The sequence below is a fragment of the Luteimonas sp. A277 genome, assembly GCF_054052045.1.
The window spans coordinates 1-16,195 of the sequence record NZ_JBSVRG010000019.1; the positions used below are offsets into that span (position 1 = coordinate 1).

The window sequence follows — 16,195 nt, forward strand, 5'->3', positions numbered from 1 at the left end:
CTTGCCGTGGTCAACGTGACCGATCGTGCCCACGTTCACGTGGGGCTTGGTGCGCTCGAACTTGTCCTTTGCCATGTCTTTCTACCTGATTATCGTGATGATTATTTCTTGGTGACGGTTTCGGCGATGTTGGCCGGCGCCTCGGCGTAATGGTCGAATTCCATCGTGTACGTGGCGCGACCCTGCGACATCGAGCGCAGCGAAGTGGCGTAGCCGAACATCTCGCCCAGCGGCACCATCGCGTTGATGACCTTGCCCGAGGGGCTGTCTTCCTGACCCTGCAGCACGCCGCGACGACGGCTCACGTCGCCCATCACGTCACCCAGATAATCCTCCGGGGTGACGATCTCAACCTTCATGATCGGCTCCAACAGGACCGGGCTGGCCTTGTGGAAACCTTCCTTGAAGCCCATGGAACCGGCGATCTTGAACGCCATTTCCGAGGAGTCGACTTCGTGGTAGGAGCCGTCGTACAGCTTCACCTTGATGTCCACGATCGGATAGCCGGCAAGCAGGCCGCTGACCATCGCTTCCTGGATGCCCTTGTCGACCGCGGGGATGTATTCCTTGGGCACTACGCCGCCGACGATCGAGTTGTCGAACTCGTAGCCGGCGCCCGGCTCCTGCGGCGAGATCTCCAGCCACACGTGGCCGAACTGGCCCTTGCCGCCGGACTGGCGCACAAACTTGCCTTCCGCCTTGACCGTCTTGCGGATCGTCTCGCGGTAGGCCACCTGCGGCTTGCCGACGTTGGCCTCGACGCTGAACTCGCGCTTCATGCGGTCGACCAGGATATCCAGGTGCAGCTCGCCCATGCCGGAAATGATGGTCTGGCCGGACTCTTCGTCGGTATGCACGCGGAAGGACGGATCCTCCTGCGCCAGGCGACCGAGGGCAACGCCCATCTTTTCCTGGTCGGACTTGGTCTTCGGCTCGACAGCCATCGAGATCACCGGCTCCGGGAAGATCATCTGTTCCAGGGTGATGATCGCGCTCTGTGCGCACAGGGTGTCACCGGTGGTGACGTCCTTCAGACCCACGCCGGCGGCGATGTCGCCAGCGCGCACTTCCTTGATCTCGGCACGATCGTTGGAATGCATCTGCAGCAGGCGGCCGATACGCTCCTTCTTCGACTTGATCGGGTTGTACACGTGATCACCGGAATTCAGCGTGCCGGAGTAGACCCGGAAGAAAGTCAGCGAGCCAACGAACGGATCGGTCATGACCTTGAACGCCAGTGCGGAGAACGGCTCGTTGTCGTCCGCCCTGCGGGTGACTTCGGTCTCGTTCTGATCCATGCCCACCACCGGCGGCACGTCCACCGGCGAAGGCAGCAGCTGGACCACGCCATCAAGCATGGCCTGCACGCCCTTGTTCTTGAATGCGGTGCCGCAGTACACGGGCACGATTTCCACCTTCAGGGTGCGCTCGCGCAGGCCCTGGTAGATCTCGGCCTCGGACAGTTCGCCTTCTTCCAGGTACTTGTCCATCAGCGCTTCGTTGGCTTCGGCAGCGGCCTCGACCATGAACGAGCGCGCCTCGGTGCAGGTATCAACCAGATCGGCGGGGATATCGCGGTACTCGAACACGGTGCCGTGCGATTCGCTGTCCCAGTGGATCGCCTTCATCTTGACCAGGTCGATCACGCCATCAAAGCCTTCTTCGGCACCGACCGGGATCTGCATCGGCACCGGATAGGCACCCAGGCGGCTCTTGAGCTGGCCAACCACGTTGGCGAAGTTGGCACCAGTGCGGTCCATCTTGTTGACGAACGCAAGACGCGGCACCTTGTACTTGTTGGCCTGGCGCCAGACGGTCTCCGACTGCGGCTGCACACCAGCGACCGCGCACAGCACGAACACCGCGCCGTCGAGCACGCGCAGCGAACGCTCAACTTCGATGGTGAAGTCGACGTGCCCGGGGGTGTCGATGATGTTGAAGCGGTGCTCGTCCAGAGTCTTGTCCATCCCGCTCCAGAACGCGGTGGTAGCAGCGGACTGGATGGTGATGCCGCGCTCCTGCTCCTGCTCCATCCAGTCCATGGTGGCCGAACCGTCGTGGGTCTCGCCCAGCTTATGGTTGATACCGGTGTAGAACAGGATGCGTTCGGACGTGGTGGTCTTGCCGGCATCGATGTGGGCCATGATGCCGAAGTTGCGATAACGTTCGATAGGAGTGGTGCGAGCCACGGTCGTCTCTCGTGTCTGTGCCCAGCAAGCCGGGCTTGGATGGCGGATACCGCCTTGCGGCGGCGCCCGTGTCTTGGGCACGACCCGCTGGGCGGGTCGCGGGACGCCGGTAACGGCGTCTTGGAACAAGGCCGCCCGTAGACGGCCATGGAATCACCAGCGGTAGTGCGCGAACGCCTTGTTCGCATCCGCCATGCGGTGGATGTCCTCGCGCTTGCGGATCGCACCACCACGGTTTTCAGATGCTTCGATCAGCTCGGCGGCGAGCTTGCGCGGCATGCTGTTCTCGCCGCGCTTGCGCGCAGCTTCGATCAGCCAGCGCATGGCCAGCGCCATGCGGCGCGAGGCGCGCACTTCAACCGGCACCTGATAGGTCGCACCACCAACGCGGCGGGATTTGACTTCCACCGCCGGCGACACGTTGCCCAGCGCCTTCTCGACCAGCTCCAGGGCATTGGCTTCGCCACCCTTCTCGCTGATGACGTCCATTGCGCCATAGACGATCTTTTCGGCGACGGACTTCTTGCCGCTCTTCATGACCATGTTGATGAAGCGGGCGATCGTCTCGCTGCCGTGCTTGGGGTCGGGCAGCACCGAGCGCTGCGGAGTATTGCCTTTACGCGACATTGGATTGTTTCTCGTAGGGCAGGCCTGGGCCCGCCGGGTTGTACGGATGGCAGGCCTTCAGGCCTGCCCCACAGATCAGGACTTCGGGCGCTTGGCGCCGTACTTGGACCGCCCCTGCTTGCGCTTGGCGACGCCGGCAGCGTCGAGCGCGCCGCGCACCATGTGGTAGCGCACGCCCGGAAGGTCCTTGACGCGGCCACCGCGCAGCAGCACCACGGAGTGCTCCTGGAGGTTGTGGCCCTCACCGCCGATGTAGGAGATGACCTCGTAGCCGTTGGTCAGGCGCACCTTGGCGACCTTGCGCAACGCCGAGTTCGGCTTCTTCGGGGTGGTGGTGTAGACACGGGTGCACACGCCGCGGCGCTGGGGGCAGTTCTCCAGTGCGGGCGAGTGGCTCTTGTAGGTGACGAGCTTGCGCGGCTTGCGCACCAGCTGGTTGATTGTTGCCATCGTATGGTTTCTGTCGGTTCGGGGCCGTGGCCCATGCGTGAAAACGAAGGCAGGCCGGATCTACCCAGCCTACCCAGACGGAAAAGTATAGCTGGCGCGGACGCATAGCGTCAACGCACAGCCGCACTTTCATATCCAGCCCGCGCGCATGGCAACGGATCCGGACAGCACACCTGCTGATCCCGCCCATCCTGGGCCGAACACGAGGCGCATCCGTGCAACCTCATTTCGTGATCTGGGACGGACTTGCGCCCGCCACTTGTATCGACCTATTACAGCGGCTTGGGCCGCTTTTGGCAAGTGCCGGGGGCGGAACCCCCGGCACTTGCCCCAACGGACGCCGATTACTCCTTGTCGTCCGTGGTTGCCGGGGTCTCCTGCTCCGCCTGGGCGGCTTCGACGACCGGCGCCGCGGCGGCCTTGGCGGCACTGCCCGACAGGGCTGCCATCTCCGAATCAGTCAGTCCGGTGGCCCCGCGCTGGCGCTGGGCGTGGTATGCCAGACCCGTACCGGCCGGAATCAGGCGCCCGACGATCACGTTTTCCTTCAGCCCACGCAGGTTGTCGCGGGTACCGCGCACGGCGGCCTCGGTGAGCACCCGGGTGGTCTCCTGGAAGGAGGCCGCGGAGATGAACGACTCGGTCGCCAGCGACGCCTTGGTGATACCCAGCAACACCGGGTCCCACTTGGCGGGCAGCTCGCCCTTGGCTTCCAGACGCGCATTTTCCTCGATCACGCGCTGGCGCTCGACCTGCTCGCCCGCCAGGTAACGGCTGTCGCCGGCGTCGGTGATTTCCACCTTGCGCAGCATCTGGCGCACGATCACTTCGATGTGCTTGTCGTTGATCTTCACGCCCTGCAGGCGGTAGACGTCCTGGATTTCCTTGCTCAGGTAGGAGGCAAGTTCCTCCACGCCCTTCAGGCGCAGGATGTCCTGCGGGGTCGGCTCGCCATCCACCACGGTTTCGCCCTTCTCCACGTGCTCGCCTTCGAACACGATGACCTGGCGGTACTTGTGGATCAGCTCCTCGTAATCGTCCCCGTCCGTGCCCTTGATCACCAGGCGCTGCTTGCCCTTGGTTTCCTTGCCGAAGCTGACGATGCCGGACTTCTCGGCCAGGATCGCCGGGTCCTTCGGCTTGCGTGCTTCGAACAGATCGGCAACGCGCGGCAGACCACCGGTGATGTCACGGGTCTTGGAGGCCTCCTGCGGGATCTTGGCGACCACGTCGCCCACGGCGACCGCATCTCCGTCCTGCAGATTGACGATCGAGCGCGGCGGCAGCAGGTACTGCGCCGGAAGGTCGGTGCCCGGGATGTTGAGGTCGTTGCCCTTCTTGTCGACGATGCGCACGATCGGACGCAAGTCCTTGGCCTGCGAGCCACGACGCTTGGGATCGGAGATTTCACGCGAGGCCAGGCCGGTCAGCTCGTCGGTCTTCTCGATCACGGTCACTCCGTCGACGAAGTCGATGAAGCGTACGAAACCGGCGACTTCCGAAACGATCGAGTGGTTATGCGGATCCCAGGTGGCCACCGTCTGGCCGGCCTTCACTTCGCCGCCGTCCTTCAGGCTGATCAGGGCGCCGTAGGGCAGCTTGTAGCGCTCGCGCTCGCGACCGTGGGCGTCAAGCACCGACAGTTCGCCCGAACGCGACACCGCGACCAGGCCGCCGCTCGCATGACCAACCGACTTGAGGTTGTTGAACTTCACCGAACCGGTGGTCTTGACCGTCACGTTGTCGATTGCCGCCGCACGCGAAGCCGCACCACCGATGTGGAACGTACGCATGGTCAGCTGGGTGCCGGGCTCACCGATCGACTGCGCGGCAACAACGCCGACCGCCTCGCCGTGGTTGACCAGATGGCCACGGGCCAGGTCGCGGCCGTAGCACATGGCGCACACGCCGAAGCTGCTTTCGCAAGTGATGGTGGAACGCACCTGGATCAGCTGCACGCTCGCTTCGTCCAGCTTCTGAACCCACTGCTCGTCGAGCAGGGTGTTGCGGGTGACGATCGGATCCTCGTCGTCGCCAGGCAGGAATACATCCTCGGCCACGACACGGCCCAGCACGCGGTCCTTCAGCGGCTCAACCACGTCACCGCCCTCGACGACCGGCGTCATCGCCAGGCCGTTGGTGGTGCCACAGTCATGCTCGGTGATCACCACGTCCTGGGCCACGTCGACCAGGCGGCGGGTCAGGTAACCCGAGTTCGCGGTCTTCAGTGCGGTATCGGCCAGGCCCTTTCGGGCACCGTGGGTGGAGATGAAGTACTGCTGGACGTTCAGGCCTTCGCGGAAGTTCGAGGTAATCGGGGTCTCGATGATCGAACCATCCGGCTTGGCCATCAGGCCACGCATGCCGGCCAGCTGGCGGATCTGCGCCTGCGAACCACGTGCGCCGGAGTCGGCCATGATGAAGATCGAGTTCATCGACTTCTGCTCGACCTTCTCGCCCGAGGCGTTGGTCACGATCTCGGTGCCGATGGTGTCCATCATCGCCTTGGCCACGCGCTCGTTGGTGCGTGACCAGATGTCCACGACCTTGTTGTAGCGCTCGCCAGCGGTGACCAGACCGGACTGGTACTGCTGCTGGATTTCCAGCACCTCGATCTCGGCCTCTTCCAGGATGCCCTTCTTCTCATCCGGGATGGTCATGTCGTCGATACCGATCGACACGCCGGCACGGGTGGCGAAGCCGAAGCCGGTGTACATCAGCTTGTCGGCGAACACCACGGTGTCCTTCAGACCAAGGCGGCGGTAGCAGGAGTTGATCAGGCGGCTGATGTTCTTCTTGCTCAGCTCCACGTTGACCAGCTCGTACGGCAGGCCGTCGGGCAGGATCTCAGCCAGCAGGGCGCGCCCAACCGTGGTATCCACGATCGAGGTCCGGCTTTCGCGGTTGCCCTCTTCATCGATCACGGTCTCGGTGATGCGCACCTTGACCTTGGCGTGCAGGCCGACAACCTTGCTGTCGTAAGCGCGCTTCACCTCGGCCACGTTGGCGAACACCATGCCCTCGCCCAGCTGGTTCACCAGCTCGCGCGACATGTAGTACAGGCCCAGCACGACGTCCTGCGACGGCACGATGATCGGCTCGCCGTTGGCGGGGCTGAGGATGTTGTTGGACGACATCATCAGCGCACGCGCTTCCAGCTGGGCTTCCAGGCTCAGCGGGACGTGCACGGCCATCTGGTCGCCGTCGAAGTCGGCGTTGAACGCGGTACACACCAGCGGGTGCAGCTGGATCGCCTTGCCTTCGATCAGCACGGGTTCGAACGCCTGGATGCCCAGGCGGTGCAGGGTCGGCGCGCGGTTGAGCAGCACCGGGTGCTCGCGGATGACTTCTTCCAGGATGTCCCAGACTTCCGCTTCTTCGCGCTCGACCAGCTTCTTGGCCGCCTTGATGGTGGTGGCCAGGCCGCGGCGCTGCAGCTTGGAGAAGATGAACGGCTTGAACAGTTCAAGCGCCATCTTCTTCGGCAGGCCGCACTCGTGCAGGCGCAGGGTCGGGCCGACCACGATGACCGAACGGCCCGAGTAGTCGACGCGCTTGCCAAGCAGGTTCTGGCGGAACCGGCCCTGCTTGCCCTTGATCATGTCGGCCAGCGACTTCAGCGGGCGCTTGTTGGTACCGGTGATGGCACGGCCGCGACGGCCGTTGTCCAGCAGCGCGTCAACCGATTCCTGCAGCATGCGCTTCTCGTTGCGCACGATGATGTCGGGCGCGTTGAGCTCGAGCAGGCGGCGCAGGCGGTTGTTGCGGTTGATGACGCGGCGGTACAGGTCGTTCAGGTCGGAGGTCGCGAAGCGGCCACCGTCCAGCGGCACCAGCGGACGCAGGTCCGGCGGCAGCACCGGCAGCACCGTCATGATCATCCACTCGGGACGGTTGCCCGACTCGAGGAAGGCCTCGACCAGCTTGATGCGCTTGGTCAGGCGGGTGAGTTTGGTGACCGAGCCCGTGCCGGCGATTTCTTCCTTGAGGCTGACCATCTCGGCCTGCAGGTCGATGGTACGCAGCAGGTCGTACACCGCTTCGGCACCCATCGCGGCGTCAAAATCGTCGCCGTGCTCCTGACGCATCTGCATGTACTGCTCTTCGCTGAGCAGCTGGCCGCGCTCGAGCGGGGTCAGGCCCGGCTCGGTGACCACGAACGCCTCGAAATACAGGATGCGCTCGATGTCGCGCAGGGTCATGTCCAGCATCAGGCCGATGCGGGACGGCAGCGACTTGAGGAACCAGATGTGCGCGGTCGGGCTGGCCAGGTCGATATGGCCCATGCGCTCGCGGCGCACCTTGGCCAGGGTGACCTCGGTGCCGCACTTTTCGCAGACCACGCCGCGGTGCTTCATGCGCTTGTACTTGCCGCACAGGCACTCGTAGTCCTTGGTCGGTCCGAAGATGGCCGAGCAGAACAGGCCGTCACGCTCCGGGCGGAACGTGCGGTAGTTGATGGTCTCGGGCTTCTTCACTTCGCCGAAGGACCACGAACGGATCATGTCCGGCGAGGCAAGCGCGATCTTGATCGCGTCGAAGTCCAGCGTCGGGCGCTGCTGGTTGAAGAGGTTGAGCAGGTCTTTCATGTTTGACTCCGGGATTCGGGATTGGAGATTCGGGATGTGTCGCAGCGGGGGCCGAAGCCCCCCTTCACCGGATCTCAGGTCTCCTCGAGCTCCATGTTGATGGCCAGCGAGCGGATTTCCTTGACCAGCACGTTGAACGATTCCGGCATGCCGGCAACCATTTCGTGCTCACCGTCCACGATGTTCTTGTACATCTGGTTGCGGCCCTGCACGTCGTCCGACTTGACGGTCAGCATTTCCTGCAGGGTGTACGCCGCGCCGTAGGCCTCCAGTGCCCAGACTTCCATCTCACCGAAGCGCTGGCCACCGAACTGCGCCTTGCCGCCCAGCGGCTGCTGGGTGACGAGCGAGTACGGACCGGTCGAGCGGGCATGCATCTTGTCGTCCACCAGGTGGTTGAGCTTGAGCATGTGCATGTAGCCCACCGTGACCTCGCGCTCGAACGGCTCGCCGGTGCGGCCGTCGAACAGACGGGTCTGGCCGCTGGCCGGCAGGTCGGCGAGTTCGAGCATCTTCTTGATCTCGGACTCGGCTGCGCCGTCAAACACGGGGGTGGCCATCGGCACGCCGTCCACCAGGTTGCGCGCCAGGGTGATCAGCTCTTCATCGCTGAACTGCTTGAGGTCCACCTGCTGGGCCGTGATCTCGCTGTCGTGGTTGTAGATCTCGTCCAGGAACTTGCGCAGGTCGGCCACCTTCGCCTGGGCTTCAAGCATGCCCTGGATCTTCCGACCCAGGCCCTTGGCGGCCCAGCCCAGATGGGTTTCCAGGATCTGCCCGATGTTCATGCGGCTCGGCACGCCCAGCGGGTTGAGCACGATGTCCACGGTCTCGCCGTCAGCCAGGTGCGGCATGTCTTCGACCGGAACGATCGAGGACACCACACCCTTGTTGCCGTGGCGGCCAGCCATCTTGTCGCCCGGCTGGATGCGGCGCTTCACCGCCAGGAACACCTTGACCATCTTCAGCACGCCCGGGGCCAGGTCGTCACCCTGGGTGATCTTGGCGCGCTTGTCCTCGAACCGCTTGTCGAACTCCTTGCGGTGGGTCTCGATCTGCATCTGGGCGCGCTCGATCGCCTCGACGGCTTCTGCGTCCTTCATGCGGATGTTGAACCAGTCGGACCTCTTCATCCCGTCCAGCACCAGGCTGGTCACCGTCTCGCCCTTCTTCAGGCCGGCACCACCGTTGGCGTTCCTGCCGATCAGCTGGCTGCGCAGGCGCGCATAGATCGCCGCTTCAAGGATGCTGAACTGGTCGTCGAAGTCCTTCTTGACCCGCTTGATCTCCGATTCCTCGATCTGCTGGGCACGCTTGTCCTTCTCGATGCCATCGCGGGTGAAGACCTGCACGTCGATGACGGTACCGTCCATGCCGGGCGGCACGCGCAGCGAGCTGTCCTTCACGTCGGAAGCCTTCTCGCCGAAGATCGCGCGCAGCAGTTTCTCTTCCGGGGTCAGCTGGCTCTCGCCCTTCGGCGTGACCTTGCCCACCATGATGTCGCCGGCGCGGACCTCGGCACCGATGTACACCACGCCCGATTCGTCCAGACGGTTCAGCGCCTGCTCGGACACGTTCGGGATGTCGGCGGAAATTTCCTCCGGACCCAGCTTGGTGTCGCGTGCAACCGCGGTCAGCTCTTCGATGTGGATGGTGGTGTAACGGTCCTCGGTCACGACCCGCTCGGAGAGCAGGATCGAGTCCTCGAAGTTGTAACCGTTCCACGGCATGAACGCGACCAGCATGTTCTGGCCCAGGGCCAGCTCGCCGATGTCGGTCGAAGGACCGTCGGCCAGCACGTCGCCGCGCGCCACCTCGTCACCCACGTTCACCAGCGGACGCTGGTTGATGCAGGTGTTCTGGTTGGAACGGGTGTACTTGATCAGGCTGTAGATATCGACGCCGGCATCGTGCTCGCCGGAAATCTCCTCTTCGGTGGCCTTGACCACGATCCGGCCGGCGTCGACCTGCTCGACCACGCCGCCGCGGCGCGCGTTCACGGTCACGCCGGAGTCGCGGGCCACGGCGCGTTCGATGCCGGTACCCACCAGCGGCTTCTCGGCACGCAGGGTCGGCACTGCCTGGCGCTGCATGTTGGCGCCCATCAGTGCACGGTTGGCATCGTCATGCTCCAGGAACGGAACCAGCGCCGCCGCGACCGAGACGGTCTGCATCGGCGACACGTCCATGAAGTGAACCTCCGCCGGCGGCTTGAGCATGTTCTCGTTCTGGTAACGCACGTCGACGAACTGCTCGGTCAGGCGGTTGCCATCATCCAGCGGCGCGTTGGCCTGGGCGATGACGTACTCGTTCTCCTCGATGGCCGAGAGGAACTCGATCTCGTCGGTCACCGCGCCGTCCACCACCTTGCGGTACGGCGTCTCCAGGAAGCCGTAGCGGTTGGTGCGGGCGAACACGGCCAGCGAGTTGATCAGGCCGATGTTCGGGCCTTCAGGGGTTTCGATGGTGCACACGCGGCCGTAGTGGGTCGGATGCACGTCGCGCACCTCGAAGCCGGCACGCTCGCGGGTCAGGCCGCCCGGGCCAAGGGCCGAGACGCGGCGCTTGTGGGTGACCTCGGACAACGGGTTGTTCTGGTCCATGAACTGCGACAGCTGCGAAGAGCCGAAGAACTCCTTCACCGCAGCGGCGACCGGCTTGGCGTTGATCAGCTCCTGCGGGGTCAGGCCATCGGTCTCGGCCATGGTCAGACGCTCGCGCACGGCGCGCTCAACACGCACCAGACCCACGCGGAAGGTGTTCTCGGCCATCTCGCCCACCGAACGCACGCGGCGGTTGCCCAGGTGGTCGATGTCGTCAATGATGCCGCGACCGTTGCGGATCTCGGTCAGCACCTTGATCACGTCGAGGATGTCCGAGCTCTCGCCGCACTGCTCGCGCAGCCTGACCGAATCGGCGTCCTTGCGTTCGGAGAAGTAGCGCTCGTCGTACAGCACCGGCGCGCCCTCGGTCTCCTTGCGACCCAGGCGGCGGTTGAACTTCATCCGGCCCACGGCCGACAGGTCGTAGCGCTCGAAGGTGAAGAACAGGTTGTGGAACAGGTTCTGGGCAGCTTCCTTGGTCGGCGGCTCGCCCGGGCGCATCATGCGGTAGATCTCGACCAGGGCCTCAAGCTGGGTCTTGGTCGGGTCGATGCGCAGGGTGTTGGAGATGTACGGGCCACGATCCAGGTCGTTGGTCCAGATGGTGCCCACGGCTTCCACGCCGGCCTTGCGGAACTCAACCAGGTGTTCTTCGGTCAGCTCATCGTTGGCAGCAGCCAGCAGCTCGCCGGTTTCGGCGTCAACCACGTCATGGGACAGCACCCGGCCAAGCAGGTAGTCGTCCGGCACGGCCAGCGCTTCGATGCCGGACTGCTCCAGCTGGCGGATGTGGCGCGCGGTGATGCGACGGCCGGCTTCGACGATGACGGTGTCGCCATCGGCCAGGTCGAAATCCAGGGTCTCGCCGCGCAGGCGCTCGGGCACCAGCTCCACCTGCACACCTTCCTTCGGGTCGATGTGGAAGGTGTTGACCTCGAAGAACTCGTTGAGGATCTCTTCGCTGGTATAGCCCAGCGCACGCAGCAGGATCGTCACCGGCAGTTTGCGGCGACGGTCGATACGGGTGAACAGCGCGTCCTTGGGGTCGAACTCGAAGTCCAGCCAGGAGCCGCGGTAAGGAATGATGCGGGCGCTGTAAAGCAGCTTGCCCGAGCTGTGGGTCTTGCCGCGGTCGTGGTCGAAGAACACGCCCGGGCTGCGGTGCAGCTGGGAAACGATGACCCGCTCGGTGCCATTGACGATGAAGGTGCCGTTGTCGGTCATGAGCGGAATCTCGCCCATGTAGACCTCCTGCTCCTTCACATACTTGATGGTCTTGGAGGAAGACTCACGGTCGTAGATCACCAGGCGCACGGTCACGCGCAGCGGTGCGCCGTAGCTCATGCCGCGCTGGCGGCACTCGCGCTCGTCGAACACCGGCTCGCCCAGCTTGTAGCTGACGTACTCCAGCGCCGCGTAGCCGTTGTAGCTGACGATCGGGAACACCGACTTGAGGGCCGCGTGCAGGCCACGGTCCACGCGCTTGGCGGGCGTCAGGTCCGCCTGCAGGAACCCCCGGTAGGAATCCACCTGGATGGCGAGCAGGAACGGCACCTCCAGGATGGTTTTCTGCTTGCCGAAGTTCTTGCGGATGCGCTTCTTCTCGGTGAACGAGTAGCTCGATTGCTGCTGGGATGTCGTCATGGGAATGACCGCCTATTGAATCTGTGAACCGCGCGTCCGCGGCTCTGGGGGGATCGGTGTTCGACCGGGAAAATCGCCAGTGGGAAGTCGCTGGTATTGCCGGCACCAGCACGCCTTCTCCCGCTACTTCCAACTGGGGACTTGATGTCAGTTGTCAGGTGTTGCCAGTGTTGTGTCGCCACAACGGCCAAAGGCCGGGGGCATACGCCCCCAGCCTCGGCTGGTCGCCTGTTGAAACGGGCGACGCAAAGACCGCTTACTTCAGCTCGGCAGTAGCGCCGGCGGCCTCGAGGTCCTTCTTCAGCTTCTCGGCTTCGTCCTTCGCCACGCCTTCCTTCACTTCCTTGGGCGCGCTCTCGACGAGGTCCTTGGCTTCCTTCAGGCCCAGGCCGGTGATCGCACGGACCACCTTGATGACCTCGACCTTCTTCTCGCCGATGCCGGTCAGGACCACGGTGAACTCGGTCTGCTCTTCAGCGGCAGCGGCGTCGCCACCACCGGCCGGACCAGCAGCCATGGCCACCGGGGCGGCAGCGGACACGCCGAACTTCTCTTCCATCGCCTTGACCAGCTCCATGACCTCGACAAGGGTCTTGCTGCTGATCGCTTCGATGATTTCTTCGTTGGAAAGGGACATCGTAATTACCTCGAATTAACTGTATTGGAAAACGACTGTTTAACGGGTTCGTACCGAACTGATCGCTCAGGCGGCCTGGGCCTGGCCGACCGCGTTGGTCACGCGGGCAACCTGGGTGGCAGGCTCGGCCAACACGCGCACCAGCATGGTGGCGGGCTGGACCATGACGCTGAGCAGCATCGACAGCGCTTCATCGCGGGTCGGCAGTGACGCCAGGACATCCACATGGGTGCCCGGGTACATCTGTCCGCCCAGCGATACCAGCCGCGGCTTCAGCTTGTCGTTCGCCTTGGCGAACTCCTTGATCAGGCGTCCGGCGGCACCCGGGTCTTCCTGCGAGAAGGCGTACAGCAGCGGACCGGTCAGCTCGTCCTTGATGACGGCGTAATCGGTGTCTTCCACTGCGCGCGAAACCAGCGTGTTCTTGGCTACCTTCAAGTACACGCCGCCCTCGCGGGCCTTCTTTCGCAGGTCGGTCAGTTGCCCGACCGTCAAACCCGCGTACTCGGCGGCGACCAGCGAATGTGCCGTGCCGGCCACCTCCGCCAGTTCGGCAACGACTTCCTTCTTCTGTTCCAGATTCAGAGCCATTGCACTCTCCGTTTCATTCAACTCCGCTTGCGGCTCCTGCCGCTTGCGGGCCAGTTTCAGCATCGGTCCGTCGATGCCGGGAAGACCTGAAGGCCTTCCTGTTGGCGGCCGTTTCCAGAAAACCTGGAGGGTCGGCGACCATCTACGCAGGCCCTTTCGCGCTTGCGCGGTCCGGGATTAAGCGATCTGCGTGCACAGCGGCGGCGATTCCATGCCAACTCGAGCTTCCATGCCCGTCGCCGCTGCGGCGCAAGCCACGCCTGCGGTCTTTGACGACGCCGCGCCGGGGTAAAAAGCGCCCTTTGCGATGCCCTCAAATTACTGCCTGATGCCCGCGTCGCGCGCGGGCATCCCTGGTATTACTTGAGCGCCAGCGAGCCCTGGTCCACGACGACGCCGGGGCCCATGGTGGAGCTGATCGAAATCTTCTGCAGGTAGGTGCCCTTGGCGGTGGCCGGCTTGGCGCGAACCAGGTCGGTCAGCAGCGCGGTCAGGTTCTCCGCCAGCTGCCCATCCTCGAAAGTGGCCTTGCCGATCGTGCAGTGGATGATGCCGGCCTTGTCGGTGCGGTAGCGCACCTGGCCGCCCTTGGCGTTCTTGACCGCCTCGCCCGGGTTCGGCGACACGGTGCCGACCTTCGGGTTGGGCATCAGGCCGCGCGGCCCGAGCAGTGTGCCCAGCCGACCCACAACGCGCATGGCGTCCGGGGTGGCGATGACCACGTCGTAGCTCAGGTCCCCGCCCTGCATCTTCTCGGCCAGGTCTTCCATGCCGACTGCGTCGGCGCCGGCAGCCAGGGCTTCTTCGGCCTTGGCACCGTCCGGTGCGAACACCGCCACGCGCACGCTCTTGCCGGTGCCCTGCGGCAGCACGGTGGAGCCACGGACCTGCTGGTCGGACTTGCGGGCATCAACGCCCAGGCGCACGGCCACGTCCACCGCTTCGGCGAACTTGGCGCTGGCATGGTCCTTGACGATCTTCAGCGCTTCTTCGATCGGGTAAGCCTTGCCCGGCTCGGCGGCCGCGCGGATTGCTTTCTGTCGCTTGGTCTGCTTTGCCATGATCAGCCCTCCACCGCCAGGCCCATCGAACGGGCCGAGCCCTCGATGGTGCGAACCGCCGCTTCCAGATCGGCTGCGGTCAGGTCAGGTTCCTTCGCCTTCGCGATCTCTTCCAGCTGCGCGCGGGTCACCTTGCCGACTTTGTCGGTATTGGGACGCGCCGAACCGGTCTGCACACCAGCGGCCTTTTTCAGCAGCACGGCTGCCGGCGGGGTCTTGGTGATGAAGGTGAAGGTACGGTCCGAGTACGCGGTGATCACGGTCGGAATCGGCAGGCCCGGCTCCATCTTCTGCGTGGCGGCGTTGAACGCCTTGCAGAATTCCATGATGTTCAGGCCGCGCTGGCCCAGTGCAGGACCGACGGGCGGGCTGGGATTGGCCTGCCCGGCCTTGACCTGCAGCTTGATATAGCCGACTACTTTCTTTGCCATTGTCTGTTAACTCCTCGGGTCCAAACGCCTGCACGCCCGGTGGGCTGCGGGGCTCCCCGCTGGTTGCAATAAAGGGGCGGAAGATCCGCCCCGGTCACTCAGGCCTTCTCGACCTGGCCGAACTCGAGCTCGACCGGCGTGGAACGCCCGAAAATCAGTACCGCCACGCGCAGGCGGCTCTTTTCGTAGTTGATTTCCTCGACTACGCCGTTGAAATCGTTGAACGGACCGTCAATGACCCGGACCATCTGGCCGGCCTCGAACAACACCTTCGGACGCGGCTTCTCCACGCCTTCGGCAACGCGGTTCAGGATTGCGTCGGCCTCGTGGTCGGCGATCGGCAGCGGGCGGGCGGCGGTACCGCCAATGAAGCCCATCACCCGGGGCGTTTCCTTGACCAGATGCCAGCTTTCGCTGTCGATCCGCGGAATCCCGTCCTCATTTTGGGTGACGATCTGCACCAGCACATAGCCGGGGAAGAACTTCCGCTCGGAACGGCGCTTCTGACCGGCGCGCATTTCAACCACTTCCTCGGTCGGCACCAGCACCTCGCCGAAGCGCTCTTCCATCTCGGCGCGTGCGATCCGGTCACGCAGCGCCTGCGCCACCGACTTCTCAAAACCGGAATAGGCATGCACGACGTACCAGCGCATGTTGCTGTTGCTATTGGTGTTGCTGTTGTTGCTGTCGCCTTGGGTTTCCATCGGGTCGGTCTTCTCCATCATCAGCCCAGGAACAGGCGCAAAAGCCATTTGATCACCGAGTCGTAGATCGCCAGGACGATCGCGATGATGACCACCGCGATGACCACAACCCAGGTCATGCGCACTGCTTCCTGGCGGGTCGGCCAGACCACCTTGCGCAGCTCGAAGCGGGTTTCAGACAGAAACTCGCGAGTCTGTGCGCCCTTCTGGGTGGCCATGAATACGGCCACGGCGGCCACGACTCCGGCCACAACGGCCAAAGCCCGCACCGGACCGGGCCACTGCCCGTCAAACCAGTAGAACGCGAACACACCAGCGCACACCAACAACACCGCCAGGGCGTACTTGACGATATCTGCCGACGAAGCGGACTTGGATTGCTCGACTCTGCTATTCATCTGGTACCGCTGCGGCCCGCAGGCATGTAACGCGTATGGCACGCCAGGAGGGACTCGAACCCCCAACCTGCGGTTTTGGAGACCGCTGCTCTGCCAATTGAGCTACTGGCGTATCGAATTGTTGCCGGATCTTGAAACGGCAACGGCGGCTCTCGCCGCCTTGCCTTTTTCCGGCTTTTGGGCCGGCCCGCGCCATCAGGCGCGGGCCAAACCATTACTTGTTGATCTTGGCCACCACGCCGGCGCCGACCGTGCGGCCGCCTTCGCGGAT

The 16,195-nt window shown here is 64.1% G+C and carries 11 protein-coding genes and 1 tRNA gene; all 12 read right to left on the reverse strand.

All coding sequences use genetic code 11. The annotated features are described in order from the left end of the window. Positions 1-101: 101 nt before the first annotated feature. Positions 102-2,189, reverse strand: coding sequence for an elongation factor G (fusA, locus tag ACW7G2_RS13720; protein WP_456976739.1), 2,088 nt, complete (start codon positions 2,187-2,189; stop codon positions 102-104). A gap of 153 nt (positions 2,190-2,342) precedes the next feature. Beyond that, a complete protein-coding gene (gene rpsG / locus ACW7G2_RS13725) occupies positions 2,343-2,816 on the reverse strand; it encodes a 30S ribosomal protein S7 (protein ID WP_343258330.1) in 474 nt (157 codons plus the stop codon). 75 nt (positions 2,817-2,891) lie between these two features. Further along, positions 2,892-3,266: a 30S ribosomal protein S12 gene (rpsL, locus tag ACW7G2_RS13730; protein WP_456976741.1), complete on the reverse strand. Its 375-nt coding sequence runs from the start codon at positions 3,264-3,266 to the stop codon at positions 2,892-2,894. A 344-nt stretch (positions 3,267-3,610) separates the two neighbouring features. Beyond that, positions 3,611-7,855, reverse strand: coding sequence for a DNA-directed RNA polymerase subunit beta' (rpoC, locus tag ACW7G2_RS13735; RefSeq protein ID WP_456976743.1), 4,245 nt, complete (start codon positions 7,853-7,855; stop codon positions 3,611-3,613). Positions 7,856-7,929: 74 nt separating this feature from the next. Beyond that, positions 7,930-12,102: a DNA-directed RNA polymerase subunit beta gene (rpoB, locus tag ACW7G2_RS13740; protein WP_456976745.1), complete on the reverse strand. Its 4,173-nt coding sequence runs from the start codon at positions 12,100-12,102 to the stop codon at positions 7,930-7,932. A 256-nt stretch (positions 12,103-12,358) separates the two neighbouring features. Beyond that, complete coding sequence (gene rplL / locus ACW7G2_RS13745; RefSeq protein WP_456976747.1) at positions 12,359-12,739, reverse strand: 50S ribosomal protein L7/L12; 381 nt, start codon at positions 12,737-12,739, stop codon at positions 12,359-12,361. Between the two features lie 66 nt (positions 12,740-12,805). After that, positions 12,806-13,330 (reverse strand): 50S ribosomal protein L10, encoded by a 525-nt coding sequence (gene rplJ, locus ACW7G2_RS13750; protein ID WP_456976749.1) that lies wholly within the window; start codon positions 13,328-13,330, stop codon positions 12,806-12,808. Between the two features lie 359 nt (positions 13,331-13,689). Further along, the gene (gene rplA, locus ACW7G2_RS13755; RefSeq protein WP_456976751.1) at positions 13,690-14,391 is read right to left on the reverse strand and encodes a 50S ribosomal protein L1; all 702 of its coding nucleotides are present in this window, start codon (positions 14,389-14,391) and stop codon (positions 13,690-13,692) included. A gap of 2 nt (positions 14,392-14,393) precedes the next feature. Next, positions 14,394-14,822, reverse strand: a complete 429-nt coding sequence (rplK, locus tag ACW7G2_RS13760; protein WP_456976753.1) for a 50S ribosomal protein L11 — start codon at positions 14,820-14,822, stop codon at positions 14,394-14,396. Positions 14,823-14,920: 98 nt separating this feature from the next. After that, a complete protein-coding gene (nusG, locus tag ACW7G2_RS13765) occupies positions 14,921-15,475 on the reverse strand; it encodes a transcription termination/antitermination protein NusG (RefSeq protein WP_456976757.1) in 555 nt (184 codons plus the stop codon). Between the two features lie 71 nt (positions 15,476-15,546). Continuing rightward, positions 15,547-15,924, reverse strand: coding sequence for a preprotein translocase subunit SecE (secE, locus tag ACW7G2_RS13770; protein WP_456976755.1), 378 nt, complete (start codon positions 15,922-15,924; stop codon positions 15,547-15,549). 36 nt (positions 15,925-15,960) lie between these two features. Then, a tRNA-Trp gene (locus tag ACW7G2_RS13775) sits at positions 15,961-16,036 on the reverse strand. Positions 16,037-16,195 lie beyond the last annotated feature (159 nt).

Excerpts from the sequence above, each read along its gene's own strand:
- rplA (WP_456976751.1), bottom strand. The coding sequence starts at position 14,391 with ATGGCAAAGCAGACCAAGCGACAGAAAGCAATCCGCGCGGCCGCCGAG.
- secE (WP_456976755.1), bottom strand. The coding sequence starts at position 15,924 with ATGAATAGCAGAGTCGAGCAATCCAAGTCCGCTTCGTCGGCAGATATC.
- rpoC (WP_456976743.1), bottom strand. The coding sequence starts at position 7,855 with ATGAAAGACCTGCTCAACCTCTTCAACCAGCAGCGCCCGACGCTGGAC.
- rpsG (WP_343258330.1), bottom strand. The coding sequence starts at position 2,816 with ATGTCGCGTAAAGGCAATACTCCGCAGCGCTCGGTGCTGCCCGACCCC.
- rpoB (WP_456976745.1), bottom strand. The coding sequence starts at position 12,102 with ATGACGACATCCCAGCAGCAATCGAGCTACTCGTTCACCGAGAAGAAG.
- rpsL (WP_456976741.1), bottom strand. The coding sequence starts at position 3,266 with ATGGCAACAATCAACCAGCTGGTGCGCAAGCCGCGCAAGCTCGTCACC.
- rplJ (WP_456976749.1), bottom strand. The coding sequence starts at position 13,330 with ATGGCTCTGAATCTGGAACAGAAGAAGGAAGTCGTTGCCGAACTGGCG.
- rplL (WP_456976747.1), bottom strand. The coding sequence starts at position 12,739 with ATGTCCCTTTCCAACGAAGAAATCATCGAAGCGATCAGCAGCAAGACC.
- rplK (WP_456976753.1), bottom strand. The coding sequence starts at position 14,822 with ATGGCAAAGAAAGTAGTCGGCTATATCAAGCTGCAGGTCAAGGCCGGG.
- nusG (WP_456976757.1), bottom strand. The coding sequence starts at position 15,475 with ATGCGCTGGTACGTCGTGCATGCCTATTCCGGTTTTGAGAAGTCGGTG.